The following is a 20,886-nucleotide window of genomic DNA, read 5'->3' as shown; positions in this document are numbered from 1 at the left end:
GATGACGGCCGCGACGAACGATGGGGCGGCGACGGCCGCCCCCGCCACACCGACCCTCGCCGAGGCGACGCGGGTCTGGCTCAAGATCGGCCTGCTCTCCTTCGGCGGGCCGGCCGGGCAGATCGCGCTGATGCACAAGGAGCTGGTCGAGGACCGCCGCTGGATCGGCGAGCGCCGGTTCCTGCATGCGCTCAACTACTGCATGCTGCTGCCGGGACCCGAGGCGCAGCAGCTCGCCACCTATATCGGCTGGCTGATGCACCGCACGCTCGGCGGGCTGATCGCAGGGCTGCTCTTCATCCTGCCGGGCGCGCTGGTGATGTGGGGTCTGGCCCTGCTCTATGTGCTCTACCGCCATGTCCCGCTGGTCGATGCGGTCTTCTTCGGCGTCAAGGCGGCGGTGCTCGCCATCGTCGTCGAGGCCGGCCTCAGGATCAGCAAGCGGGCGCTGAAGAACCGGGCGATGGTCGCGATCGCGATCGCCGCCTTCCTTGCGCTCTTCCTGCTGAAGGCGCCGTTTCCGCTGGTGATCTTCGGCGCCGGGATCATCGGCTGGCTGGGCAATCGCTGGGCGCCGGCCCTGTTCGGCGGCGGCGGCCATATCGGCAAGGACGGCGCTCCGGAGTTCAAGGGCGTGGTCGACCTGATGTTCGAACGCGGCGAGCTTTCCCATGCCGAACCGTCGATCGGGAAGGCGCTCAGGGTCCTTGCGATCTGGCTGCCGCTCTGGCTGGGGCCTGTCGCGCTGCTCTGGGTGCTGCTCGGCGGCGGCAACGTCTTCACCCAGATCGGCGGCTTCTTCAGCGCCATGGCGGTCGTCACCTTCGGCGGCGCCTATGCCGTGCTGGCTTACGTTGCGCAGGCGGCGGTCGAGACCTATGGCTGGCTCGTCGCCGGCGAGATGGTCGACGGGCTCGGCCTTGCCGAGACGACGCCGGGGCCGCTGATCCTGGTGCTGCAGTTCACCGGCTTCCTCGCCGCCTGGCGCGGCCATGGCGGGCTCGATCCACTGGTCGCCGGCAGCCTGGGCGGACTGCTGACGGTCTGGGTGACCTTCGCGCCCTGCTTCCTGTGGATCTTCCTCGGCGCGCCCTACATCGAGGCGCTGCGCGGCAACAAGGCACTCTCGGCGGCGCTGACCGCGATCACCGCCGCTGTCGTCGGCGTCATCGCCAATCTGGCGCTCTGGTTCGGGCTGCATGTGCTGTTCCGCATGGTTCAGACGGTCGTGGTCGGGCCGCTGGCGCCAGACCTGCCGGTGCTGGCTTCGCTCGACTGGCGGGCCGCGGTGCTCGCTGCATTGGCGATGGTCGCGCTCCTGCGTTTCAAGTTCGGCATGATCCCGGTGCTGGCTGGCTGCGCGGCGGCGGGCGTCATCTTGGTGCGGTTCACGGCGTGACGGCGATTGTTTCAGGAAATGGAATTCTGAACTGTCTGGCTCGCTGATTATTTTCCCGGGCGTGCGGAGACATATCCTGATGGCTGCCAACGAACGGCCGCTGCCAGTCATCAGGAGACCACCATGTCCCGCATTGCCATTCCCGCGCGCGCCGAGGCGCCAGAAGCAGCGCAGCCGCTGCTCGATGCTGTCGAGAAGCAGCTCGGATCGGTGCCCAATCTGTTTCGGCTGCTGGCGTTGAGCCCGGCGGCCCTTGAAGGCTTTCTCGGGCTGAACGGCGCGCTCGGCCGCGCGCTCGACGGTCGGACGCGTGAACGCATTGCGCTGGCCGTGGCGCAGAGCAATGGCTGCGACTACTGCCTCTCGGCCCATAGCTATCTCGGCACCAATCTGGCCAAGCTCGATGCTGCCGAGATCGCCCGCAATCGCGCCGGCGCATCCAGCGATCCAAAGGCGGAAGCGGCGCTGCGCTTTGCGCTACGGGTCGTCGAAACCCGAGGACGCGTCAGCAATGACGATCTGGCCGAATTACGCCGTGCCGGCTTCAGCGAGGCGCAGCTGGTCGAGATCGTCGGGCTCGTCGCGGTCAACGTCTTCACCAACTATCTCAACAACGTCGCCGAAACCGACATCGATTTTCCGGTCGTGCTCGCTGCCGAAGCAGCCTGATATCGGCGGCACGTCCGAACGAGCGGGGCTGCCATCGCCTTGGACCTCGCCTCCGCACCCGGCCAGATAATGGCCGGGTGCTCACCCTGTCGTGGAGGGATGAGATGACCCACCGTTTCCTAGAGATCGCGACGACACCGGCCGTGAAGGCTGCCCAGGAAGCACAGGGCAGCCGGCGCTCCTACGCCAGGCAGGAGGAGGGCGAGCCGCATCATGACCGGCTGGGCGAGGCCGAGGCCGGCTTCATCTCGGCGCGCGATTCCTTCTATCTGGCGAGCGTGTCGGAGACGGGCTGGCCCTATCTGCAGCATCGCGGCGGGCCGGCCGGCTTCCTGCGCGTGCTCGACGAGACCACGCTCGGCTTCGCCGACCTGCGCGGCAACCGGCAGTATCTCAGCCTCGGCAATCTCACGGCCGACGACCGGCTTTGCCTGTTCCTGATGAATTACGGCCACCGGGCGCGGCTCAAGATCTTCGGCCGGGCCAGCTTTCACGATCTCGCGGTCGAACCTGAGCTGGCGCAGCGCCTGATCGTGCCGGGCTATCGCGCCGTGCCGGAGCGCGGCGTCACCATCAAGGTCGAGGCCTTCGACTGGAATTGCCCGCAGCACATCACGCCGCGCTTCAGCGAGGCCGAGCTGGCGCCGGCGCTCGCTCCGGTGCGGCGGCGGATGGAAGAGCTGGAAATCGAGAACGCCCGGCTACGAGCCGAGCTGGCTGCCCGCGCCGACGCTTAACGCCGCTCGCCCGGCTCGATCACCCGGTATTCGGCGTCGACGATCTCGCCGCGGGCGGCGTCCTGCGGCCTGCGCTCGAACGGATTCTGCGGATCGATGCCGGCGGCACGCATGCGGCGGCGCATCTGCCAGGCGGCGAAGGCGCCGCCGGCGATGATCAGCGGCACGAGGATCAGCGCCAGGCTGGCCGCGACCAGGAAAATCAGCACTCCGACGACAAAGGCACCGGCCATGACCAGCCAGCTCGCCCAGCGGGGCAAGCGGACCAGGCGGGCGCTGGCAGCATTGTTGAGGTCGATACGGATCATTGGCTCGTTTCGTGTCGTGTCACCCGCCGATAATCTAGGAAGCGAATGCGGCGTTGACGAGATGAGGAGGGACGAGCCGATGACGATTTCGTCAGCCCGGCGCGCGCCAGTCATAGATCCAGGCATGGCGCTTGCGCATGCCGTCGGGACCTATGCGGCGCATGGCGAAGTCACGCGCAAAGCTCCAGGGCCGGCCGAGATGATAGGCCTCGCCGTTCTTGCGGCTGGCCTGCTGGACGCGCGCCGCGCGCTCGCCGCGGGCTCTGGCATAGGCCGTAAGCGCCGCCGGCACGGAGCCTGATCCTTCGCTCGCCAACCCCGTCGCGAGCTCATGCGCCAGCACGGCGGCGTCCTCGATGGCCAGCGCCGCGCCTTGGGCGAGGAAGGGCAGGATCGGATGGGCGGCGTCGCCGAGCAAAGCGATGCGGCCCTTGGCCATCCTTGCGGGCGCGCGGTCGTAGAGCGACCAGATCCGCCAGTTCGGCGCGCGCTCGATCAGCTCGCGCAGGCCGGGGCCGGCATTGCCGGCGATCTCGGTCAGTTGCGAGGCCTCGCCCTCGCGCGACCAGCCCGGCCGCGCCTCGCGCGCCGCGCGGATCAGGACGAGGTTGATCTCCTTGCCGCCGGAGACAGGGTAATGCACCGCATGGCGGGCCGAGCCGAGATGCAGCGCCACCGCCGGGCGGCGCAGCGCGTCGGGCAAGCCTTCCGCGGGGATCAGCGAGCGCCAGGCCTCCCAGCCGGTGAAGCCGGGCTCGATGGTGTCGCCGACAAGGCCGCGGGCGCTCGACCAGAGGCCGTCGGCGCCGATCAGGGCCATGGCCTCGACCGTCTCGGTGCCGCCGCTCTCGCTGCCGAGCGTGACGCTGACGCCTTCCTCGGTCTCATGCGCATCGACGAGGCCGCGGCCAATGATCCAGCGGATGTTCGGCAGGGTCCTGGCCGAATCGAGCAACAACTGGTGCAGGTCGGCCCGCTTCAGCGAGCGCGACGGGGTTGCGCCCTCGACCAGTGGGGCAAAGGGCATGGTTAGCAAGGGCTTGCCGCCGCCCCAATGGCCGATCGCCAGCGCCTCTGGCCGAATCGCGACGCGGCGCAAGGCAAGGCCGAGATCGAGCGATTCGAGCACGCGCCCGGCATTGGGCGAGACCTGGATGCCGGCGCCGGCCTCGTCGAAGCGGGTGCGCTTCTCGGCGATGGCGACGGGGATGCCGCGGCGGGCGAGCGCGATCGCGGCGGTCAAGCCGCCGATGCCGGCGCCCGCGATGAGGATGGGTAGCGTTGCCATTGGTTCAGCCCCGCCGCGCCCCCGGCGGGAGGCGTCCCTCACGCCGCCTTGGCGGCGGTGTCGTGGTATTCGCACTCGGCCGGCTTGCAGTGGCCGTGGCCGAGCGACGGCTCGTATTTGAACAGCGTCGAGCAATAGGGGCAGACGATCTCGTCGTCCGAGCCCATGTCGAGGAAGACATGCGGGTGGTCGAAGGGCGGCTTGGCGCCGATGCACATGAACTCGCGCGCGCCGACATGGATCACGGCGACGCCGGGATCATTGTGGAAATGCGGGGTGCCGTGATCGGCCATGGTTCTCGTCCTTGCAAATTCGGCGGCACGATAGTCGCTCGACCGCCGGTGCGCCAGTGCACGCTTGATAGATCGCGACGTATCCTGCCGTGACCTGTCGCCGCTGCGCGCGGCAAGGTCACTGGGAGCGGCGGGCGCAGGTGATGCCGATCTCGCGGGCCCGCTCGGTCTCGGCCGGGCTCAGTGCGTCGGCTGTCACCTTGACCCAGAGGTTGGCCTGCTTGAGCCCGTCCATCGAGCAGGAGCAGACGCGCTCGCAGATCTCCTTCGGCGAGCCGTTCCCAGTGCAGGCGCGCTGGCAGGCGGTCAGGAAGGGCGCGGCGTCCGCGTCCGGCAGCCTCGGGCCGGCCATCTGGCCGGTCGCCTGCATGAACAGGAACAGCGCGCCGATGAAGAGCGGCTGGTGGACGAGATAGACGAACAGGCTGTTGCGGCCGCCGAGGACGACGACCTTGGCAGGCGTAGACGTCGCCCGCCAGTTCGCCCAGAAGCTGCCTGGCGCCTTCGGCAGCGCGATCCGCGCCAGCACCATGCCGGCGAGCACGCAGCCGAACCAGGGGAAGACCGGAACGAAATCGGCCGTGAGCGGCCAGGGGCCGAAGCCGAGAAAGGCGAGCCAGTCCTGGGTGAAGAGGTCGTGACCCAGGATGAAGGGCAGGGCGAAGACGACGGCCGCCGTGATGGCGATGACCGCCGTCGGCAGGAACAGGAAGGGCAGGGCCAGCACGCTCGCGAGCGCGATATGGTGCAGGATGCCGAAGAAGATGAAGACGTCCGGCAGCGCGAACCAGGTCGCGCAGGTGACGAGGACCGCGGCGCAGGCGATCAGGGCGACCCGGCGCAGATAGTTGCCGCGATCGAAGCCCTTTTGTGTTGCCAGCACCAGGCTGAAGCCGACGATCGCCAGGAAGGAGCCGGCGATCAGCCGGGCGAAGATACGCCAGCCGGGATCGCTGACGACATCGACACTGATCAGCCGGAAATAGGAGAGATCATAGGCGAAGTGGTAGACGAACATCGCGAGCAGCGCGATGCCGCGGGCCAGATCGACCAGTTCGATACGGCCGCCGGCCGGAGATTGGGCTTGCTCGCTCATGGCTTCGTCATAAGCGGCGCGATGCGTCGCGGAAAGGGGTGAGCCGCTCTCATCAACTTGCGCGAGTCATCCCGGCCGTAGCGAAGCGGAGAGCCGGGACCCATTCCGGAGCCTTTCCGGAAGAGGTTCAGGCATGGGTCCCGGGTCTCCCTGCGGTCGCCCGGGACGACCAGCGCCCCTGTTCGAGAAGCGCTACCCAAAGCCGCGCCGCCGTGGCAGACCTGCCCTGAGATCAAGCAGCCGGCGGCAGGGCCATGCAGACATTCGATTCCGACGGCGTCTCGATCGCCTATCTAGACCTTGCCCCGACCGGGGAGGGCAGCGGCGATCCGATCTTCCTGATCCATGGCTTCGCCTCGAGCCATGCGGTGAACTGGGTCAATACGCAGTGGACGAAGACGCTGACCCATGCCGGCTATCGCGTGGTGCTTTACGACAATCGCGGCCATGGCCGCAGCCAGAAGCTCTATGACCCGCAAGCCTATCACTCCAACATTATGGCCGAGGATGCGCGCCGGCTGATGGACCATCTTGCGATCGAGCGCGCCGACATCATGGGCTATTCGATGGGCGCGCGGATCTCATCGCATCTGGCGCTCGCCCATCCGCAGCGCGTGCGCTCGCTGCTGCTCGGCGGGCTGGGCATCCATCTGGTCGAGGGCGTCGGCCTGCCGCTCGGCATCGCCGATGCGATGGAGGCGCCTTCGCTCGCCGACCTGACCGACCCGATGCAGCGCATGTTCCGCGCCTTCGCCGAGAACACCGGCAGCGATCTGCGAGCCCTCGCGGCCTGCATACGCGGCACGCGCCAGACGCTGAGCAAGGAGGAGGTCGGCAAGATCGCCGTGCCGACCCTGGTCAGCGTCGGCACCAAGGACGATGTCTCCGGCTCCGGGCCGGAGCTGGCGGCGCTAATCCCAGGCGCGCAAAGCTTTGCTATCGAGGGACGCGATCACAATCTCGCGGTGGGGGATCGCACGCACAAGCAGGCCGTCGTCGAGTTCCTGGCGCGCCGGCCGTAGAATAACGTTCTCCTCAGGTAGAATATTATTCTACGACAATGGCTTGCGAGGCTTGTTTCGTAAATCGATTCTTGTTCTTCGCGGCTTGATTCAGCTAGAAGGCGGCACCACGTGCTCTGGCGCGCTCCTGTCGTGCCAGATTGATCTACGAGCGAACCGCAGCGGAGAACGCCATGCCATCCGGGCGCCCGAACATCGAGATCCGCGATCCCGCCACCGGTCTCGACCGTGTCGATCCCGTCTGGTCGCGGCTGCGCAACGAGGCGGATCTCGCCATCGCGAGCGAGCCGGCGATGGCGAGCTTCGTCCTGGCGACGATCTCGAACCAGCCGAGCTTCGAGGCCGCGGTCGCCCATCGCATCGCGGCGCGCCTCGGCCATGGCGCCGTGCCGGCCGAACTGATCGCGCAGGCCTTCGACGAGGCGATCGAGGCCGATCCCGAGATCGGGCAGGGCATCCGCGCCGACGTCCTCGCCGTCCTCGACCGCGATCCCGCCTGCTACCGGCTGATCGAGCCGGTGCTCTATTTCAAGGGCTTCCACGCCCTGCAGACACATCGCCTGGCGCATTGGCTGTGGCGGCAGGACCGGCGCGACTTCGCGCTCTATCTGCAGAGCCGCTCGTCGGAAGTGTTCCAGACCGACATCAACCCGGCGGCGAAGATCGGCAAGGGCGTCTTCCTCGACCATGCCACCGGCCTCGTCGTCGGCGAGACCACGGTGATCGAGGACAATGTCTCGATGCTGCAGGACGTGACGCTGGGCGGCACCGGCAAGCAGGGCGGCGACCGCCATCCCAAGATCCGCAAGGGCGTGCTGATCGGCGCCGGCGCCAAGATCCTCGGGAACATCGAGGTCGGGCAATGCGCCCGCGTCGCCGCCGGCTCGGTCGTGCTCGCGGCGGTGCCGCGCAACACCACGGTCGCCGGCGTGCCGGCCAAGGTAGTGGGCGAGGCCGGCTGCGCCGAGCCCTCGCGCTCGATGGACCAGATCCTGGCCGGCGATTGCGGCGGCGGCATCTGAGGCCATCCCGAAACTCTATTCCAGCGGCCGTCTGACGGCGTTTTCAGGAAGATGCCGAGTGCAGGGCTGATCAGCCCTGCACGAGCTTCTTCTTGTGGTCGTCGAGATGGCCGAGATCGCGCTCGGGATCAAGTCGGTCGCGTACGCGCTGCTTGAGCTGCTTCACATCGGGGAAGCCGCCATCGACGGTACGGTCCCAGATCAGCTCGCCATCATAGTGAATCTGGAAGATGCCGCCGGTGCGCGGGATCAGCACGACCTCGCCGAGGTCCTGGCCGAAGGTCTGGAGCAGCTCCTGCGCCATCCAGGCTGAACGGAGCAGCCAGTTGCACATGCTGCAATAGGTGATGGCGATGCGCGGGCCTAGCTTGGGTTCGGTCATGGTCCACTCCGAAGCGGTGCCGGGCGAGGGCCGGCGGGTTCGAAAACGCTTCTGCCGCCATGGCATCGCCAGGGCAAGCGGCCCGCGCGGGCGACGCTTGCGCGCGATACTTTGCCTTTGGCTTGCATCCCGCCCCAAAACGCCCTAATGCGACCGCGTTTTCCGGCCCTGCGCGGGCGTCGTCAGGAACAAGGTGTCATGGCCAAAGAGAAGTTTGCTCGCACGAAGCCGCACTGCAACATTGGTACGATTGGTCACGTCGACCATGGCAAGACGTCTTTGACGGCTGCGATCACGAAGGTTCTGGCTGAGTCTGGCGGCGCGTCGTTCACGGCGTATGACCAGATCGACAAGGCGCCTGAGGAGAAGGCGCGCGGCATCACGATCTCGACGGCTCACGTCGAGTACGAGACGCCGGCCCGCCACTATGCGCACGTCGACTGCCCCGGGCACGCCGACTATGTGAAGAACATGATCACGGGCGCGGCGCAGATGGACGGCGCGATCCTGGTTGTGTCGGCTGCCGACGGCCCGATGCCGCAGACCCGCGAGCACATCCTGCTGGCGCGCCAGGTCGGCGTTCCCGCGCTGGTGGTGTTCATGAACAAGGTGGATCTGGTCGACGACGCCGAGCTGCTCGAGCTGGTCGAGATGGAGATCCGCGAGCTTCTGTCGAAGTACGACTTCCCGGGCGACGACATCCCGATCACCAAGGGCTCGGCCAAGGCGGCGCTGGACGGCGTCACCCCCGAGATCGGCCATGACGCGGTGATCGCGCTGATGAAGACGGTCGACGACTACATCCCGCAGCCGGAGCGCCCGATCGACCAGCCGTTCCTGATGCCGGTCGAGGACGTGTTCTCGATCTCGGGCCGCGGCACGGTGGTGACCGGCCGCGTCGAGCGCGGCATCGTCAAGGTCGGCGAGGAAATCGAGATCGTCGGCCTGAAGGACACGGTGAAGACGACGGTGACCGGCGTCGAGATGTTCCGCAAGCTGCTCGACCAGGGCCAGGCGGGCGACAACATCGGCGCGCTGCTGCGCGGCACCAAGCGCGAGGACGTCGAGCGCGGCCAGGTGCTGTGCAAGCCGGGCTCGGTGAAGCCGCACACCAAGTTCAAGGCCGAGGCCTACATCCTGACCAAGGAGGAGGGCGGTCGCCACACGCCGTTCTTCACCAACTACCGCCCGCAGTTCTACTTCCGCACGACGGACGTGACCGGCGTGGTGCACCTGCCCGAGGGCACGGAGATGGTGATGCCGGGCGACAACATCGCCATGGAAGTGCACCTGATCGTGCCGATCGCGATGGAAGAGAAGCTGCGCTTCGCCATCCGCGAAGGCGGACGCACCGTCGGCGCCGGCGTCGTCGCCAGCATCATCGCGTAACGCGTTTTCGTGAGGGCGAGAGCCCTTCGGGGCTTTCGCCTTTTCACGTCACGGAGACACCAGGACCATGAACGGTCAGAACATCCGGATCCGCCTTAAGGCGTTCGATCACCGCATTCTCGATGCGTCGACGCGAGAGATCGTCTCGACCGCGAAGCGGACGGGCGCCCAGGTGCGCGGCCCGATCCCGCTGCCGACGCTGATCGAGAAGTTCACCGTCAACCGCTCGCCCCACATCGACAAGAAGTCGCGCGAGCAGTTCGAGATGCGGACCCACAAGCGGGTCCTCGATATCGTCGATCCGACCCCGCAGACGGTCGACGCCCTCATGAAGCTCGATCTCGCCGCCGGCGTCGACGTCGAAATCAAGCTCTGATCCGATTAAACGGGTCCTCTGTTTCCGGTGTCCCCGGATGGACATGACCCCAAAGGAAGGTATGCACCGATGCGTTCCGGTGTGATTGCACAGAAAGTCGGGATGACCCGCATCTTCACCGATGCCGGCGAGCACATCCCGGTCACCGTGCTGAAGCTCGACAACTGCCAGGTCGTCGCGCACCGCACGAAGGACAAGAACGGCTATGTCGCCGTGCAGCTCGGGACGGGCCGTGCCAAGGTCAAGAACGTCTCGAAGGCGCAGCGCGGCCATTTCGCCGTTGCCAAGGTCGAGCCGAAGCAGAAGCTGGTCGAGTTCCGCGTCAGCGACGACGCGTTGATCCCGGTCGGCGCCGAGCTGACCGCCGACCACTTCGTCGTCGGCCAGTTCGTCGACGTCTCCGGCACGACCACCGGTAAGGGCTTCGCCGGCGGCATGAAGCGCTGGAACTTCGGTGGTCTGCGCGCCACGCACGGTGTCTCGATCTCGCACCGCTCGATCGGTTCGACCGGCGGCCGTCAGGACCCGGGCAAGACCTTCAAGAACAAGAAGATGCCGGGCCATCTCGGCACCGAGCGCGTCACCACGCAGAACCTGCGCGTCGTCCAGACGGACGCCGAGCGCGGCCTGATCCTGGTCGAGGGCGCCGTCCCCGGCGTTGCCGGCGGCTGGATCCACGTCCGTGACGCCGTCAAGCGCTCGCTGCCGAAGGACGCCCCGCTGCCGGGCAAGTTCAAGGTTTCCGGCGAGAGCAAGGCCGAAACTGTCGAGGCTCCTGCGGCCCAGGCTGAGGAGAACGTGTGATGAAACTCGATATCGTCACTCTTGACGGCGGCAACGCCGGCTCGCTCGAACTGTCCGACGCGATCTTCGGCCTCGAGCCGCGCGCCGACCTGCTCGCCCGCATGGTGCGCTACCAGCTCGCCAAGCGCCGCGCCGGCACGCACAAGACCAAGGGCCGCTCGGAAGTCGATCGTTCGCGCAAGAAGATCTACAAGCAGAAGGGCACCGGCGGCGCTCGCCACGGCGCGGCTTCCGCTCCGCAGTTCCGCGGCGGCGGCAAGGCCTTCGGCCCGGTCGTTCGTGACCATGCTCACGAGCTGCCGAAGAAGGTGAAGGCCCTGGCCCTGCGCCATGCGCTTTCGTCGAAGGCCAAGGACGCCGGCCTGATCATCATCGACGACGCGAAGCTCGCGGAGCCGAAGACCAAGATCCTGCTCGGCCATTTCGGCAAGCTCGACCTGTCGAGCGCGCTGGTGATCGGCGGCGCCGAGATCGATGTGAACTTCGGCCTGGCCGCGCGTTCGATCCCGAACGTCGACGTGCTGCCGGTCCAGGGCATCAACGTCTATGACATCCTGCGTCGCGACAAGCTCGTGCTGACGCGCTCGGCTGTCGATGCGCTGGAGGCGCGCTTCAAATGAGCCAGTCCAAGAACCTCGATCCGCGGCATTACGACGTCATCGTCGGCCCCGTGATCACCGAGAAGGCGACCATGCTCTCCGAGCACAACAAGGTCGTCTTCAAAGTCGCCAAGACCGCGACCAAGCCGCAGATCAAGGCGGCCGTCGAGAAGCTGTTCGACGTCAAGGTGGTGAGCGTCAACACGCTCGTCACCGAGGGCAAGGTCAAGGTCTTCCGCGGCCGTCTCGGCCAGCGCTCTGACGTCAAGAAGGCGGTCGTGACCCTCGAAGAGGGCCACTCCATCGACGTCACCACGGGCCTCTGAGAAGGATCGTCATCATGGCTTTGAAAAGTTTCAAGCCGATCACGCCGAGCCTTCGCCAGCTCGTGATCGTCGACCGCAGCGAGCTCTACAAGGGCAAGCCGGTCAAGGCGCTGACCGAGGGCAAGTCGTCCTCGGGCGGCCGCAACAACCTCGGCCGCGTCACCGTCCGCTTCCGCGGCGGTGGCCACAAGCGCACCCTGCGCCTGATCGACTTCAAGCGTCGGGGCAAGGCCGGCATGCCGGCGACCGTGGAGCGGATCGAGTATGATCCGAACCGCACCGCCTTCATCGCCCTGATCAAGTATCAGGACGGCGAGCTCTCCTACATCCTGGCGCCGCAGCGCCTGGCCGTGGGCGACACCGTCGTCGCCGGCGACAGCGTCGACGTGAAGCCCGGCAACGCCGCCCCGATGGGCTCGCTGCCGATCGGCACGATCGTCCACAATGTCGAGCTCAAGATCGGCAAGGGCGGCGCGCTGGCGCGCTCGGCGGGCAACTACGCCCAGATCGTCGGCCGTGACCAGGGCTACGTCATCGTCCGCCTGAACTCGGGCGAGCAGCGCCTGATCAGCGGCCTGTGCTACGCCACCGTGGGCGCGGTCTCGAACCCCGACCACATGAACATCAACATCGGCAAGGCCGGCCGCAATCGCTGGCTCGGCAAGCGTCCGCACAATCGCGGCGTGTCGATGAACCCGGTCGACCACCCGCACGGCGGTGGTGAAGGCCGCACCTCGGGCGGCCGCCACCCGGTTACCCCGTGGGGCCTGCCGACCAAGGGCAAGAAGACTCGCTCGAACAAGCGGACCGACACCTTCATCGTGTCGAGCCGTCACGCCCGCAAGAAGAAGAACTGAGGTCCGTCATGGCGCGTTCGCTTTGGAAAGGTCCGTTCGTCGACGGATACCTCCTGAAGAAGGCCGAGGTCGCCCGTACCTCGAGCCGCTCTGAAGTCATCAAGATCTGGAGCCGTCGCTCCACGATCCTCCCGCAGTTCGTCGGTCTGACGTTCGGCGTCTACAACGGCCACAAGCATGTGCCGGTGAACGTCTCCGAGGAGATGGTGGGCCACAAGTTCGGCGAGTTCTCGCCGACGCGCACCTTCCCCGGCCACGCTGCCGACAAGAAGGCGAAGAGGAAGTAAGCCATGGGTAAGCCCTCCGCCCCCCGTGCGCTGCCCGAGAACGAGGCCAAGGCGGTGGCGCGCAACCTGCGCGTCTCCCCGCAGAAGCTGAACCTTCTCGCCCAGCTCATTCGCGGCAAGAAGGTCTCGACCGCGCTCGCCGACCTCGAGTTCTCGCGCAAGCGGATCTCGACCGATGTGCGCAAGTGCCTGCAGAGCGCGATCGCCAATGCCGAGAACAACCATGATCTCGACGTCGACGATCTGGTCGTGTCCCAGGCTTTCGTCGGCAAGGCGCTCGTCATGAAGCGCTTCCATGCCCGCGCCCGCGGCCGTGGCGCCCGCATCATGAAGCCCTTCGCCAACATCACGATCGTGGTGCGCGAAGTTCAGGCTGCGAAGGCCTGAGGAGAGAACGATGGGTCAGAAAATCAATCCGATCGGCCTTCGTCTCGGCATCAACCGGACCTGGGATTCGCGCTGGTTCGCCAGCAAGGGCGAGTACGGCAAGCTGCTGCATGAGGACATGGCCATCCGCGCCGCCCTGATGAAGCTGCTGAAGCAGGCCGCCGTCTCGAAGATCATCATCGAGCGTCCGCACAAGAAGTGCCGCGTCACCATTCACTCGGCTCGTCCGGGCGTGGTGATCGGCAAGAAGGGCGCCGACATCGAGAAGCTGCGCAAGACGGTCTCGAAGCTGACGAACGCCGACGTGACGATCAACATCGTCGAGGTGCGCAAGCCCGAGATCGACGCGACCCTGGTCGCCGACTCGATCGCTCAGCAACTCGAGCGCCGCGTCGCCTTCCGTCGCGCCATGAAGCGCGCCGTTCAGTCGGCGATGCGTCTGGGCGCCGAGGGCATCCGCATCAACTGCTCGGGCCGTCTCGGCGGCGCGGAAATCGCGCGCCTCGAATGGTATCGCGAGGGCCGCGTGCCGCTGCATACGCTGCGCGCCGACGTCGACTACGGCGTCGCCACCGCCTTCACGACCTATGGCACGTGCGGGATCAAGGTCTGGATCTTCAAGGGCGAGATCCTCGAACACGACCCGATGGCCCAGGACAAGCGCCTCTCGGACGAGGGCGGCCGCTCCGGTGGTGAGCGCCGCGAACGTCGCGAGCAGGCTGCGTAAGGCTGATCGAGAAGAGCCATGCTGCAACCAAAGCGCACTAAGTTCCGTAAGCAGTTCAAGGGACGCATTTCCGGCGTCGCCAAGGGCGGTACGGACCTCAACTTCGGCCAGTTCGGCCTGAAGGCCCAGGAGCCGGAGCGCGTCACGGCCCGCCAGATCGAGGCGGCCCGTCGTGCCATCACCCGCGCCATGAAGCGCGCGGGCCGAGTCTGGATCCGGATCTTCCCGGACGTGCCGGTCTCGAAGAAGCCGACCGAAGTCCGCATGGGTAAGGGCAAGGGTTCGCCCGAGTTCTGGGCGGCCAAGGTCAAGCCGGGCCGGATCATGTTCGAGCTCGACGGCGTGCCGGAGGACATCGCCCGCGAGGCGCTGCGTCTCGGCGCCGCCAAGCTGCCGATCAAGACCCGCTTCATCCAGCGCATCGCCGAGTAAGGAGGGCGAGATGAAATCGACTCAACGCCTGTCCGATCTCAAAGTGATGAGCACGGACCAGCTCCAGGACGAGCTTCTGAAGCTCAAGAAGGAGCAGTTCAACCTGCGTTTCCAGCGCGCCACCGGCCAGCTCGAGAACACCGCTCGGGTCACCCAGGTGCGCAAGGAGATCGCCCGCATCAAGACGCTGCAGCGGTCGAAGACCGCCGCAGTGAGCGCCTGAGGAGTAGGGGACCATGCCGAAGCGCGTGCTGCAGGGCGTCGTCGTCAGCGACAAGCAAAACAAAACAGTTGTGGTCAAGGTCGAGCGGCGTTATACGCACCCGCTCCTCAAGAAGACGGTGCGCCGTTCGAAGAACTACCACGCCCATGACGAGGCGGGGTCGTTCAAGGTCGGTGACTCGGTCTGGATCGAGGAGTCGAAGCCCATTTCCAAGCTGAAAAGCTGGGTTGTGCTCGACAACGCTCCCAAGGCGTAAGTCGAATCATTGAGGCCAGGGGGCGATCGACCCCCGTCAGTCGTAGTCCGGGCTTAGGCACTCCGCCTTTGTCCGGAAACCGCGCTGATATGGAATGGAAGGATCAAGGCCATGATCCAGGTGCAGACGAATCTCGAGGTCGCCGACAATTCCGGCGCCCGCCGCGTGATGTGCATCAAGGTTCTCGGCGGCTCGAAGCGGCGCTATGCCCGCATCGGCGACATCATTGTGGTTTCGATCAAGGAAGCCATCCCGCGCGGCCGCGTGAAGAAGGGCGACGTCATGAAGGCGATCGTCGTTCGTACGGCCAAGGACATCAAGCGTCCCGATGGTTCGGTGATCCGCTTCGACCGCAATGCGGCCGTGCTGATCAACAACCAGAAGGAGCCGGTGGGCACCCGTATCTTCGGACCGGTTCCGCGCGAGCTGCGCGCCAAGAACCACATGAAGATCATTTCGCTCGCTCCCGAGGTGCTGTGATGGCTGCGAAGATCAAGAAGGGCGACAAGGTCGTCGTGCTCGCCGGCCGCGACAAGGGCAAGAACGGCGAAGTGCTCCAGGTCCTGCCGAAGGACGGCCGTGCCGTCGTGCGTGGCGTGAATCTGGTGAAGAAGCACACCAAGCAGTCGCAGCAGTCGGAAGGCGGCATCATCTCGAAAGAGGCCACCATCGACCTGTCGAACATTGCCGTGGCCGATCCGAAGGACGGCAAGCCGACCCGCGTCGGCTTCAAGGTGCTCGATGACGGCCGCAAGGTCCGTTTCGCCAAGCGTTCGGGGGATCTGATCGATGGCTGAGGCTCAGCAGGCGGCTCTCTCGCCGCGTTTGAAGAAGCATTACGAGGACGTCGTCCGTCCCGCGATGATCAAGGAATTCGGCTACAAGAACGTCATGGAAGTGCCGACCATCGAGAAGGTCGTCATCAACATGGGCGTTGGCGAAGCGACTGCCGACCGCAAGAAGGTCGACAACGCGGCCGGCGACCTTGCCATGATCGCAGGCCAGAAGCCGGTCATCACCAAGTCACGCCTCGCCATCGCCGGCTTCAAGCTGCGCGAGAACATGGCGGTGGGCTGCAAGGTCACGCTGCGCAAGACCAAGATGTACGAGTTCGTCGACCGGCTCGTCACCATCGCTCTTCCGCGGGTGCGCGACTTCCGTGGTCTCAACCCGAAGTCGTTCGACGGGCGCGGCAATTTCGCGCTCGGGATCAAGGAGCACATCGTGTTCCCCGAGATCAACTACGACAAGGTCGACCAGGTCTGGGGCATGGACGTGATCGTCTGCACGACTGCGAAGTCGGATGACGAGGCGCGCGCCCTGCTCAAGCACTTCAACTTCCCGTTCCGGCAGTGAGCCTTCGGGCTCATACGCGGAAACCAGGAGATATCGATGGCTAAGAAGAGCTCCGTCGAGAAGAACAACCACCGCAAGGCGCTCGTGAAGAAGTTCGCGGGCCGCCGGGCGCGCCTTCTCGCGATCGCCAATGACGAGAACCAGTCGATGGACGAGCGTTTCCTCGCTCGCCTGAAGCTGGCCGAACTGCCGCGCAATTCCGCCGGCATCCGCGTGCGCAACCGTTGCGAAGTCACCGGCCGCCCGCGCGCGTTCTATCGCAAGCTGAAGATGTCGCGCGTTGCTTTGCGCGAGCTCGGCAACAAGGGGCTGGTTCCCGGCCTCGTCAAGTCGAGCTGGTGAGGAGGTAGCATCATGGCGATCATCGATCCGCTTGGCGATATGCTGACCCGCATCCGCAATGCGCAGATGCGGCGCAAGTCGCGCGTCACGACGCCGGGCTCGAAGCTGCGCGCCCGCGTCCTCGACGTGCTGCAGTCGGAAGGCTACATCCGCGGCTATTCGACCACCGAGTTCGGCAACGGCCGTACCGAGTTCGACATCGAGCTGAAGTACCATGAGGGACAGCCGGTCATCCGGTCGATCTCGCGGGTTTCGAAGCCCGGCCGTCGCGTCTACTCCTCGGTCGAGACCATGCCGCGCGTGGCCGACGGCCTCGGCGTCACCATCGTCTCCACGCCCCGCGGCGTGATGTCCGATCACCTTGCCCGCGAGCAGAACGTGGGCGGCGAAGTGCTCTGCAAGGTCTTCTGACCTTTCACGCACAGCTGCTCATCAGGAGAGATCCAATGTCTCGTATCGGTAAGAAGCCCGTCTCGGTCCCCGCTGGCGTCACCGCCAACGTCTCGGGCCAGCTGGTCAAGATCAAGGGCGCGAAGGGCGAATTGTCCTTCGAGGTTCCCGAGGAGGTCTCGGTCGCCCTGGAGAACGGCGCCATCGCCGTCCAGCCGCGTTCGCAGACCAAGCGCGCCCGCGCGCTCTGGGGCACCTCGCGCGCCCGCATCAACAACCTGGTCGTCGGTACGACGGCCGGATTCGAGAAGAAGCTCGAGATCAACGGCGTCGGCTACAAGGCCGCTGTCGCCGGCAAGGTCCTGAAGCTCTCGCTCGGCTACAGCCACGACATCGACTACGAAATCCCGGCTGGGGTGACGATCACGACGCCGAAGCCGACGGAAATCGTCGTCGTCGGCATCGACAAGCAGGTCGTCGGCCAGACCGCCGCCGAGATCCGCGACTATCGCGGTCCCGAGCCCTACAAGGGCAAGGGCGTCAAGTACGCCGGCGAATTCATCTTCCGCAAGGAAGGCAAGAAGAAGTAAGGACCCGAGCCATGAGCAAGCAGACAGTTGCGACTGCGCGCCGCAAGGCCCGCGTCCGCCGCGCGATCAAGGCAGTGGCCAATGGCCGCGCCCGCCTGTCGGTGCACCGCACCGGCAAGCAGATCTACGCGCAGGTCATCGACGACACGAAGGGGCTGACGCTCGCTTCGGCCTCGTCGCTCGACAAGGACATCCGCGCCGAGATCAAGTCGGGCGCGAATGTCGAGGCCGCGGCGCAGATCGGCAAGATCCTTGCCGAGCGCGCCATCAAGGCCGGCGTCAAGGAGGTCGTGTTCGATCGCGGCGCCTATATGTACCATGGCCGCGTCAAGGCGCTGGCCGAGGCCGCTCGCGAAGGCGGGCTGAGCTTCTGATTGGTTGAACACCGCGGGATGCGGGAGGCCCAAAAGGCTTCCCGCATGTCGCATTTGGGAAGTCGCTCCATTCCGGGGCGCTCGAGCGAGCGGCGGGCCAGGATCGGCACCGTCCGCGCAAGTAAGAGGAAGACATGGCGAGAGAACCTCGTGATCGCGATCGCGAAGAGCGCGATTCGGAATTCGTGGACCGGCTGGTCCACATCAACCGCGTCGCCAAGGTGGTGAAGGGCGGCCGTCGCTTCGGGTTTGCCGCCCTCGTCGTCGTCGGCGACCAGAAAGGCCGCGTCGGCTTCGGCCACGGCAAGGCCCGTGAAGTTCCCGAGGCGATCCGCAAGGCGACGGAAGCCGCCAAGCGCGGCCTCGTCCGCATCCCGCTGCGCGAAGGCCGCACGCTGCACCATGACGTCCAGGGCCGTCACGGCGCCGGCAAGGTCGTGCTGCGCGCCGCCCCGGCCGGTACCGGCATCATCGCCGGCGGCCCGATGCGCGCCGTCTTCGAGGCGGTCGGCATGCAGGACGTGGTCTCGAAGTCGCTCGGCTCCTCGAACCCGTACAACCTCGTGCGCGCCACCTTCGATGCGCTGAAGAACGAGGATTCGCCGCGCAGCGTCGCCGCGCGTCGCTCGCTCAAGGTTTCGGCCCTGCAGACCCGCCGCCGCGATGCTGGCGCGGATGCCGGCGCGGACGCGTGAGGAGGGTTCGATGGCAAAGGCTGAGAAGACCTTCACCGTCGAGCAGATCGGTTCGCCGATCCGCCGCGACGCCTCGCAGCGCCAGACCCTGATCGGTCTCGGCCTGAACAAGATCCGCCGCCAATCGACCCTGCAGGACACGCCGGCTGCGCGTGGCATGGTCGAGAAGGTCAAGCACCTCGTCCGCGTCGTCGACGCGAAGTGAGGAGGGGCGAACCATGAAACTCACTGACATTCGTGACAACGAAGGCGCGAGCAAGTCGCGTATTCGCGTCGGCCGCGGCATCGGCTCCGGCAAGGGCAAGACCGGCGGGCGCGGCGTCAAGGGCCAGAAGGCTCGCGCCGGCGTGGCGGTCAAGGGCTTCGAAGGCGGCCAGATGCCGCTTTATCGGCGCCTGCCGAAGCGCGGCTTCCACAACCTGTTCGCCCGCGAGCTGAACGAGGTCAATCTCGGCCGCATCCAGCAGGCCGTCGAAGCCGGCAAGCTGGACGGCACCGTCACCCTCGAGTCGCTGGTCGCTGCCGGCGTGATCTCGAAGGCGGCGCGCGACGGCGTCAAGATCCTCGGCGTCGGCGAGCTCAAGGCGAAGCTCGCCTTCGAGGTGGCCGGTGCGTCGAAGTCGGCCGTCGAGGCGATCGAGAAGGCTGGCGGCACGGTCAAGATCCTGGCGGCCGCCGCTTCACAGGCGTGACCGGAGCAGGATGCGAAAAAGTGGGAACCGGTTTTTCGCATGAATCCTGCTCCAACTTTTTGATGAGAGACGGATTCAGCTTCCAGATGACTGCACTGTGTGCAGCCATCTGGAAGCATCCGGCTCTTGCGCTTACATGACTAACGCGAGCGGCGGCCGGGCCCGAAGCCTTGGCCGCCGTTCGACTGTCTAGACCAGAATTCTACACCCAAGGACCGGACGCATGGCATCGGCGGCTGAACAGCTTGCGGCAAACCTGAACTTCGGCGCGCTGGCCAAGGCCGACGAGCTGAAGAAGCGGATCTGGTTCACGCTGGGGGCGCTGATCGTCTATCGGCTCGGCACCTATATCCCGCTGCCCGGCATGAACCCGGATGCGGTCGCCGACCTGTTCAAGCAGACCCAGTCGGGCGTGCTCGGCCTGTTCAACATGTTCTCGGGCGGCGCCGTCGGCCGGCTCGCGATCTTCGCGCTGGCGATCATGCCGTACATCTCGGCCTCGATCATTATCCAGCTGCTCTCCAGCGTCGTTCCGACCTTCGAGGCGCTGAAGAAGGAAGGCGAGGCAGGCCGCAAGATCCTGAACCAGTATACCCGCTACCTCACCCTGGTGCTGGCGCTGTTCCAGGCCTGGGGCATCGGCGTGGGTCTTCAAGGCTCGGGCAATCTCGTGCTCGAACCCGGGCCGTTCTTCCTGATCTCGACCACCATCACGCTGGTCGGCGGCACCATGTTCCTGCTCTGGCTCGGCGAGCAGATCACCAGCCGCGGCATCGGCAACGGCACGTCGATGATCATCTTCGCCGGCATCATCGCCGAGTTCCCGGCCCAGCTGGCGCAGACGCTCGAGCTTGGCCGCCAGGGCGCGATCTCGACCGGCCTGCTGCTGCTGGTGCTGGTCATGGCGGTCTGCGTCATCGCCTTCGTGGTCTTCGTCGAGCGCGCCCAGCGCCGCCTGCTGATCAACTATCCCAAGCGCCAGGTCGGCAACCGCATGTATGAGGGCCAGACCTCGTTCCTGCCGCTGAAGCTCAACACCGCCGGCGTGATTCCACCGATCTTCGCCTCGTCGCTGCTGCTGCTGCCGACCACGATCGCCAGCTTTTCGCAGGCTTCGGGCGGCACCGGCTTCCTGGCGACGCTCGCGACCTATCTGGCCCATGGCCGGCCGCTGTTCATGATCCTCTATGCGGCGCTGATCATCTTCTTCTGCTTCTTCTACACCGCGATCGTGTTCAATCCGGTCGAGACGGCAGACAACCTCAAGAAGCATGGCGGCTTCATGCCCGGCATCCGTCCGGGCGAGCGCACCGCCGAGCACATCGACCGGGTGCTGACCCGCATCACCGTGCTCGGCGCCGCCTATTTGACTATCGTCTGCTTGATCCCCGAGTTCATGATCACCTATGCCCAGATTCCGATCATCCTGCTCGGCGGCACCTCGCTGCTGATCGTGGTCACGACGACGATGGACACGGTCGCCCAGGTCCACGGTCATCTCCTGGCCCATCAGTATGAGGGCCTGGTCAAGAAGGCGAAGTTGAGGGGGGCGAGGCGCTGATGAGGCT

General features: G+C 66.1%; 33 protein-coding genes. 28 read left to right on the top strand and 5 right to left on the bottom strand.

What is annotated here, in order from left to right; genetic code table 11:
• The first annotated feature begins 1 nt into the window (after position 1).
• The 3 genes from chrA (at position 2) to ACFPOB_RS03730 (ending at position 2,805) form a co-directional block, all read left to right on the top strand.
• Positions 2-1,399, top strand: coding sequence for a chromate efflux transporter (gene chrA / locus ACFPOB_RS03740; protein ID WP_377795980.1), 1,398 nt, complete (start codon positions 2-4; stop codon positions 1,397-1,399).
• Between the two features lie 123 nt (positions 1,400-1,522).
• The gene (locus tag ACFPOB_RS03735; RefSeq protein WP_377795979.1) at positions 1,523-2,068 is read left to right on the top strand and encodes a carboxymuconolactone decarboxylase family protein; all 546 of its coding nucleotides are present in this window, start codon (positions 1,523-1,525) and stop codon (positions 2,066-2,068) included.
• A gap of 104 nt (positions 2,069-2,172) precedes the next feature.
• On the top strand, positions 2,173-2,805 hold the full coding sequence (locus tag ACFPOB_RS03730) for a pyridoxamine 5'-phosphate oxidase family protein (protein WP_377795977.1): 633 nt from the start codon (positions 2,173-2,175) through the stop codon (positions 2,803-2,805).
• Here ACFPOB_RS03730 and ACFPOB_RS03725 read toward each other — a convergent pair.
• The 4 genes from ACFPOB_RS03725 to ACFPOB_RS03710 all read right to left on the bottom strand — a co-directional run bounded on the left by ACFPOB_RS03725 (position 2,802) and on the right by ACFPOB_RS03710 (position 5,790).
• Positions 2,802-3,113: a hypothetical protein gene (locus tag ACFPOB_RS03725; protein ID WP_377795976.1), complete on the bottom strand. Its 312-nt coding sequence runs from the start codon at positions 3,111-3,113 to the stop codon at positions 2,802-2,804. The two genes, ACFPOB_RS03730 and ACFPOB_RS03725, sit on opposite strands and share 4 nt — an antisense overlap.
• Before the next feature lie 91 nt (positions 3,114-3,204).
• Positions 3,205-4,401: an FAD-dependent monooxygenase gene (locus tag ACFPOB_RS03720; RefSeq protein ID WP_377795974.1), complete on the bottom strand. Its 1,197-nt coding sequence runs from the start codon at positions 4,399-4,401 to the stop codon at positions 3,205-3,207.
• Positions 4,402-4,439: 38 nt separating this feature from the next.
• Positions 4,440-4,694, bottom strand: a complete 255-nt coding sequence (locus ACFPOB_RS03715) for a zinc-finger domain-containing protein (RefSeq protein ID WP_092159679.1) — start codon at positions 4,692-4,694, stop codon at positions 4,440-4,442.
• Between the two features lie 118 nt (positions 4,695-4,812).
• Entirely contained in the window at positions 4,813-5,790 is a 978-nt protein-coding gene (locus ACFPOB_RS03710; RefSeq protein ID WP_377795973.1) for an acetyltransferase domain-containing protein, read from the bottom strand.
• Positions 5,791-6,044: 254 nt separating this feature from the next.
• On the opposite strand from ACFPOB_RS03710, the gene ACFPOB_RS03705 reads away from it, so the two are divergent.
• Both ACFPOB_RS03705 and cysE read left to right on the top strand, forming a co-directional pair.
• The gene (locus ACFPOB_RS03705; protein WP_377795972.1) at positions 6,045-6,812 is read left to right on the top strand and encodes an alpha/beta fold hydrolase; all 768 of its coding nucleotides are present in this window, start codon (positions 6,045-6,047) and stop codon (positions 6,810-6,812) included.
• 173 nt (positions 6,813-6,985) lie between these two features.
• Entirely contained in the window at positions 6,986-7,834 is an 849-nt protein-coding gene (gene cysE / locus ACFPOB_RS03700) for a serine O-acetyltransferase (protein ID WP_377795970.1), read from the top strand.
• Between the two features lie 70 nt (positions 7,835-7,904).
• Here cysE and ACFPOB_RS03695 read toward each other — a convergent pair whose 3' ends face one another.
• Positions 7,905-8,216 (bottom strand): Rdx family protein, encoded by a 312-nt coding sequence (locus tag ACFPOB_RS03695; RefSeq protein WP_377795968.1) that lies wholly within the window; start codon positions 8,214-8,216, stop codon positions 7,905-7,907.
• Positions 8,217-8,414: 198 nt separating this feature from the next.
• On the opposite strand from ACFPOB_RS03695, the gene tuf reads away from it, so the two are divergent.
• The 23 genes from tuf to secY all read left to right on the top strand — a co-directional run bounded on the left by tuf (position 8,415) and on the right by secY (position 20,879).
• Positions 8,415-9,605: an elongation factor Tu gene (gene tuf, locus ACFPOB_RS03690; protein ID WP_092159654.1), complete on the top strand. Its 1,191-nt coding sequence runs from the start codon at positions 8,415-8,417 to the stop codon at positions 9,603-9,605.
• 67 nt (positions 9,606-9,672) lie between these two features.
• Positions 9,673-9,981: a 30S ribosomal protein S10 gene (gene rpsJ / locus ACFPOB_RS03685; protein WP_043237115.1), complete on the top strand. Its 309-nt coding sequence runs from the start codon at positions 9,673-9,675 to the stop codon at positions 9,979-9,981.
• Positions 9,982-10,050: 69 nt separating this feature from the next.
• Positions 10,051-10,785, top strand: coding sequence for a 50S ribosomal protein L3 (gene rplC, locus ACFPOB_RS03680; protein WP_092159653.1), 735 nt, complete (start codon positions 10,051-10,053; stop codon positions 10,783-10,785).
• Positions 10,785-11,405 carry a 50S ribosomal protein L4 gene (gene rplD, locus ACFPOB_RS03675; RefSeq protein ID WP_092159652.1) on the top strand — a complete coding sequence of 207 codons (621 nt, stop codon included), beginning with the start codon at positions 10,785-10,787 and terminating at the stop codon, positions 11,403-11,405. Before rplC ends, rplD begins: the two co-directional genes overlap by 1 nt.
• The gene (locus tag ACFPOB_RS03670) at positions 11,402-11,710 is read left to right on the top strand and encodes a 50S ribosomal protein L23 (RefSeq protein ID WP_092159641.1); all 309 of its coding nucleotides are present in this window, start codon (positions 11,402-11,404) and stop codon (positions 11,708-11,710) included. Before rplD ends, ACFPOB_RS03670 begins: the two co-directional genes overlap by 4 nt.
• A 14-nt stretch (positions 11,711-11,724) precedes the next feature.
• Positions 11,725-12,567 (top strand): 50S ribosomal protein L2, encoded by an 843-nt coding sequence (gene rplB, locus ACFPOB_RS03665; RefSeq protein WP_377795965.1) that lies wholly within the window; start codon positions 11,725-11,727, stop codon positions 12,565-12,567.
• 8 nt (positions 12,568-12,575) lie between these two features.
• Positions 12,576-12,854, top strand: coding sequence for a 30S ribosomal protein S19 (rpsS, locus tag ACFPOB_RS03660; RefSeq protein WP_092159618.1), 279 nt, complete (start codon positions 12,576-12,578; stop codon positions 12,852-12,854).
• A 3-nt stretch (positions 12,855-12,857) separates the two neighbouring features.
• Positions 12,858-13,241 (top strand): 50S ribosomal protein L22, encoded by a 384-nt coding sequence (gene rplV, locus ACFPOB_RS03655; protein WP_091842262.1) that lies wholly within the window; start codon positions 12,858-12,860, stop codon positions 13,239-13,241.
• Between the two features lie 10 nt (positions 13,242-13,251).
• Complete coding sequence (gene rpsC, locus ACFPOB_RS03650; RefSeq protein WP_152013680.1) at positions 13,252-13,968, top strand: 30S ribosomal protein S3; 717 nt, start codon at positions 13,252-13,254, stop codon at positions 13,966-13,968.
• An 18-nt stretch (positions 13,969-13,986) separates the two neighbouring features.
• Positions 13,987-14,400: a 50S ribosomal protein L16 gene (gene rplP, locus ACFPOB_RS03645; RefSeq protein WP_057193262.1), complete on the top strand. Its 414-nt coding sequence runs from the start codon at positions 13,987-13,989 to the stop codon at positions 14,398-14,400.
• A 10-nt stretch (positions 14,401-14,410) separates the two neighbouring features.
• Positions 14,411-14,623: a 50S ribosomal protein L29 gene (rpmC, locus tag ACFPOB_RS03640; protein WP_092159607.1), complete on the top strand. Its 213-nt coding sequence runs from the start codon at positions 14,411-14,413 to the stop codon at positions 14,621-14,623.
• Positions 14,624-14,636: 13 nt separating this feature from the next.
• Positions 14,637-14,879 (top strand): 30S ribosomal protein S17, encoded by a 243-nt coding sequence (gene rpsQ / locus ACFPOB_RS03635; protein ID WP_091842255.1) that lies wholly within the window; start codon positions 14,637-14,639, stop codon positions 14,877-14,879.
• A 111-nt stretch (positions 14,880-14,990) separates the two neighbouring features.
• On the top strand, positions 14,991-15,359 hold the full coding sequence (gene rplN, locus ACFPOB_RS03630) for a 50S ribosomal protein L14 (protein WP_057193256.1): 369 nt from the start codon (positions 14,991-14,993) through the stop codon (positions 15,357-15,359).
• Complete coding sequence (gene rplX / locus ACFPOB_RS03625) at positions 15,359-15,676, top strand: 50S ribosomal protein L24 (RefSeq protein WP_377795964.1); 318 nt, start codon at positions 15,359-15,361, stop codon at positions 15,674-15,676. Before rplN ends, rplX begins: the two co-directional genes overlap by 1 nt.
• Positions 15,669-16,235 (top strand): 50S ribosomal protein L5, encoded by a 567-nt coding sequence (gene rplE, locus ACFPOB_RS03620; RefSeq protein WP_137881196.1) that lies wholly within the window; start codon positions 15,669-15,671, stop codon positions 16,233-16,235. Before rplX ends, rplE begins: the two co-directional genes overlap by 8 nt.
• Before the next feature lie 36 nt (positions 16,236-16,271).
• A complete protein-coding gene (gene rpsN, locus ACFPOB_RS03615) occupies positions 16,272-16,577 on the top strand; it encodes a 30S ribosomal protein S14 (protein WP_092159603.1) in 306 nt (101 codons plus the stop codon).
• A gap of 12 nt (positions 16,578-16,589) precedes the next feature.
• Positions 16,590-16,988, top strand: a complete 399-nt coding sequence (gene rpsH, locus ACFPOB_RS03610) for a 30S ribosomal protein S8 (RefSeq protein ID WP_092159601.1) — start codon at positions 16,590-16,592, stop codon at positions 16,986-16,988.
• Between the two features lie 35 nt (positions 16,989-17,023).
• Positions 17,024-17,557, top strand: a complete 534-nt coding sequence (gene rplF, locus ACFPOB_RS03605; protein WP_377795962.1) for a 50S ribosomal protein L6 — start codon at positions 17,024-17,026, stop codon at positions 17,555-17,557.
• 11 nt (positions 17,558-17,568) lie between these two features.
• Positions 17,569-17,931, top strand: a complete 363-nt coding sequence (gene rplR / locus ACFPOB_RS03600) for a 50S ribosomal protein L18 (protein WP_291675632.1) — start codon at positions 17,569-17,571, stop codon at positions 17,929-17,931.
• Positions 17,932-18,065: 134 nt separating this feature from the next.
• Positions 18,066-18,626, top strand: coding sequence for a 30S ribosomal protein S5 (gene rpsE, locus ACFPOB_RS03595; protein ID WP_092159597.1), 561 nt, complete (start codon positions 18,066-18,068; stop codon positions 18,624-18,626).
• A gap of 10 nt (positions 18,627-18,636) precedes the next feature.
• A complete protein-coding gene (gene rpmD, locus ACFPOB_RS03590) occupies positions 18,637-18,831 on the top strand; it encodes a 50S ribosomal protein L30 (RefSeq protein WP_091842304.1) in 195 nt (64 codons plus the stop codon).
• A 13-nt stretch (positions 18,832-18,844) separates the two neighbouring features.
• Positions 18,845-19,318 carry a 50S ribosomal protein L15 gene (gene rplO, locus ACFPOB_RS03585; RefSeq protein WP_377795960.1) on the top strand — a complete coding sequence of 158 codons (474 nt, stop codon included), beginning with the start codon at positions 18,845-18,847 and terminating at the stop codon, positions 19,316-19,318.
• Positions 19,319-19,541: 223 nt separating this feature from the next.
• Positions 19,542-20,879, top strand: a complete 1,338-nt coding sequence (gene secY / locus ACFPOB_RS03580; RefSeq protein WP_377795959.1) for a preprotein translocase subunit SecY — start codon at positions 19,542-19,544, stop codon at positions 20,877-20,879.
• Positions 20,880-20,886 lie beyond the last annotated feature (7 nt).

This window comes from Allobosea eneae, assembly GCF_042657265.1.
GTDB classification, from domain to species: Bacteria; Pseudomonadota; Alphaproteobacteria; order Rhizobiales; family Beijerinckiaceae; genus Allobosea; species Allobosea eneae.
This window is presented reverse-complemented; position numbering and strand designations above follow the sequence as displayed.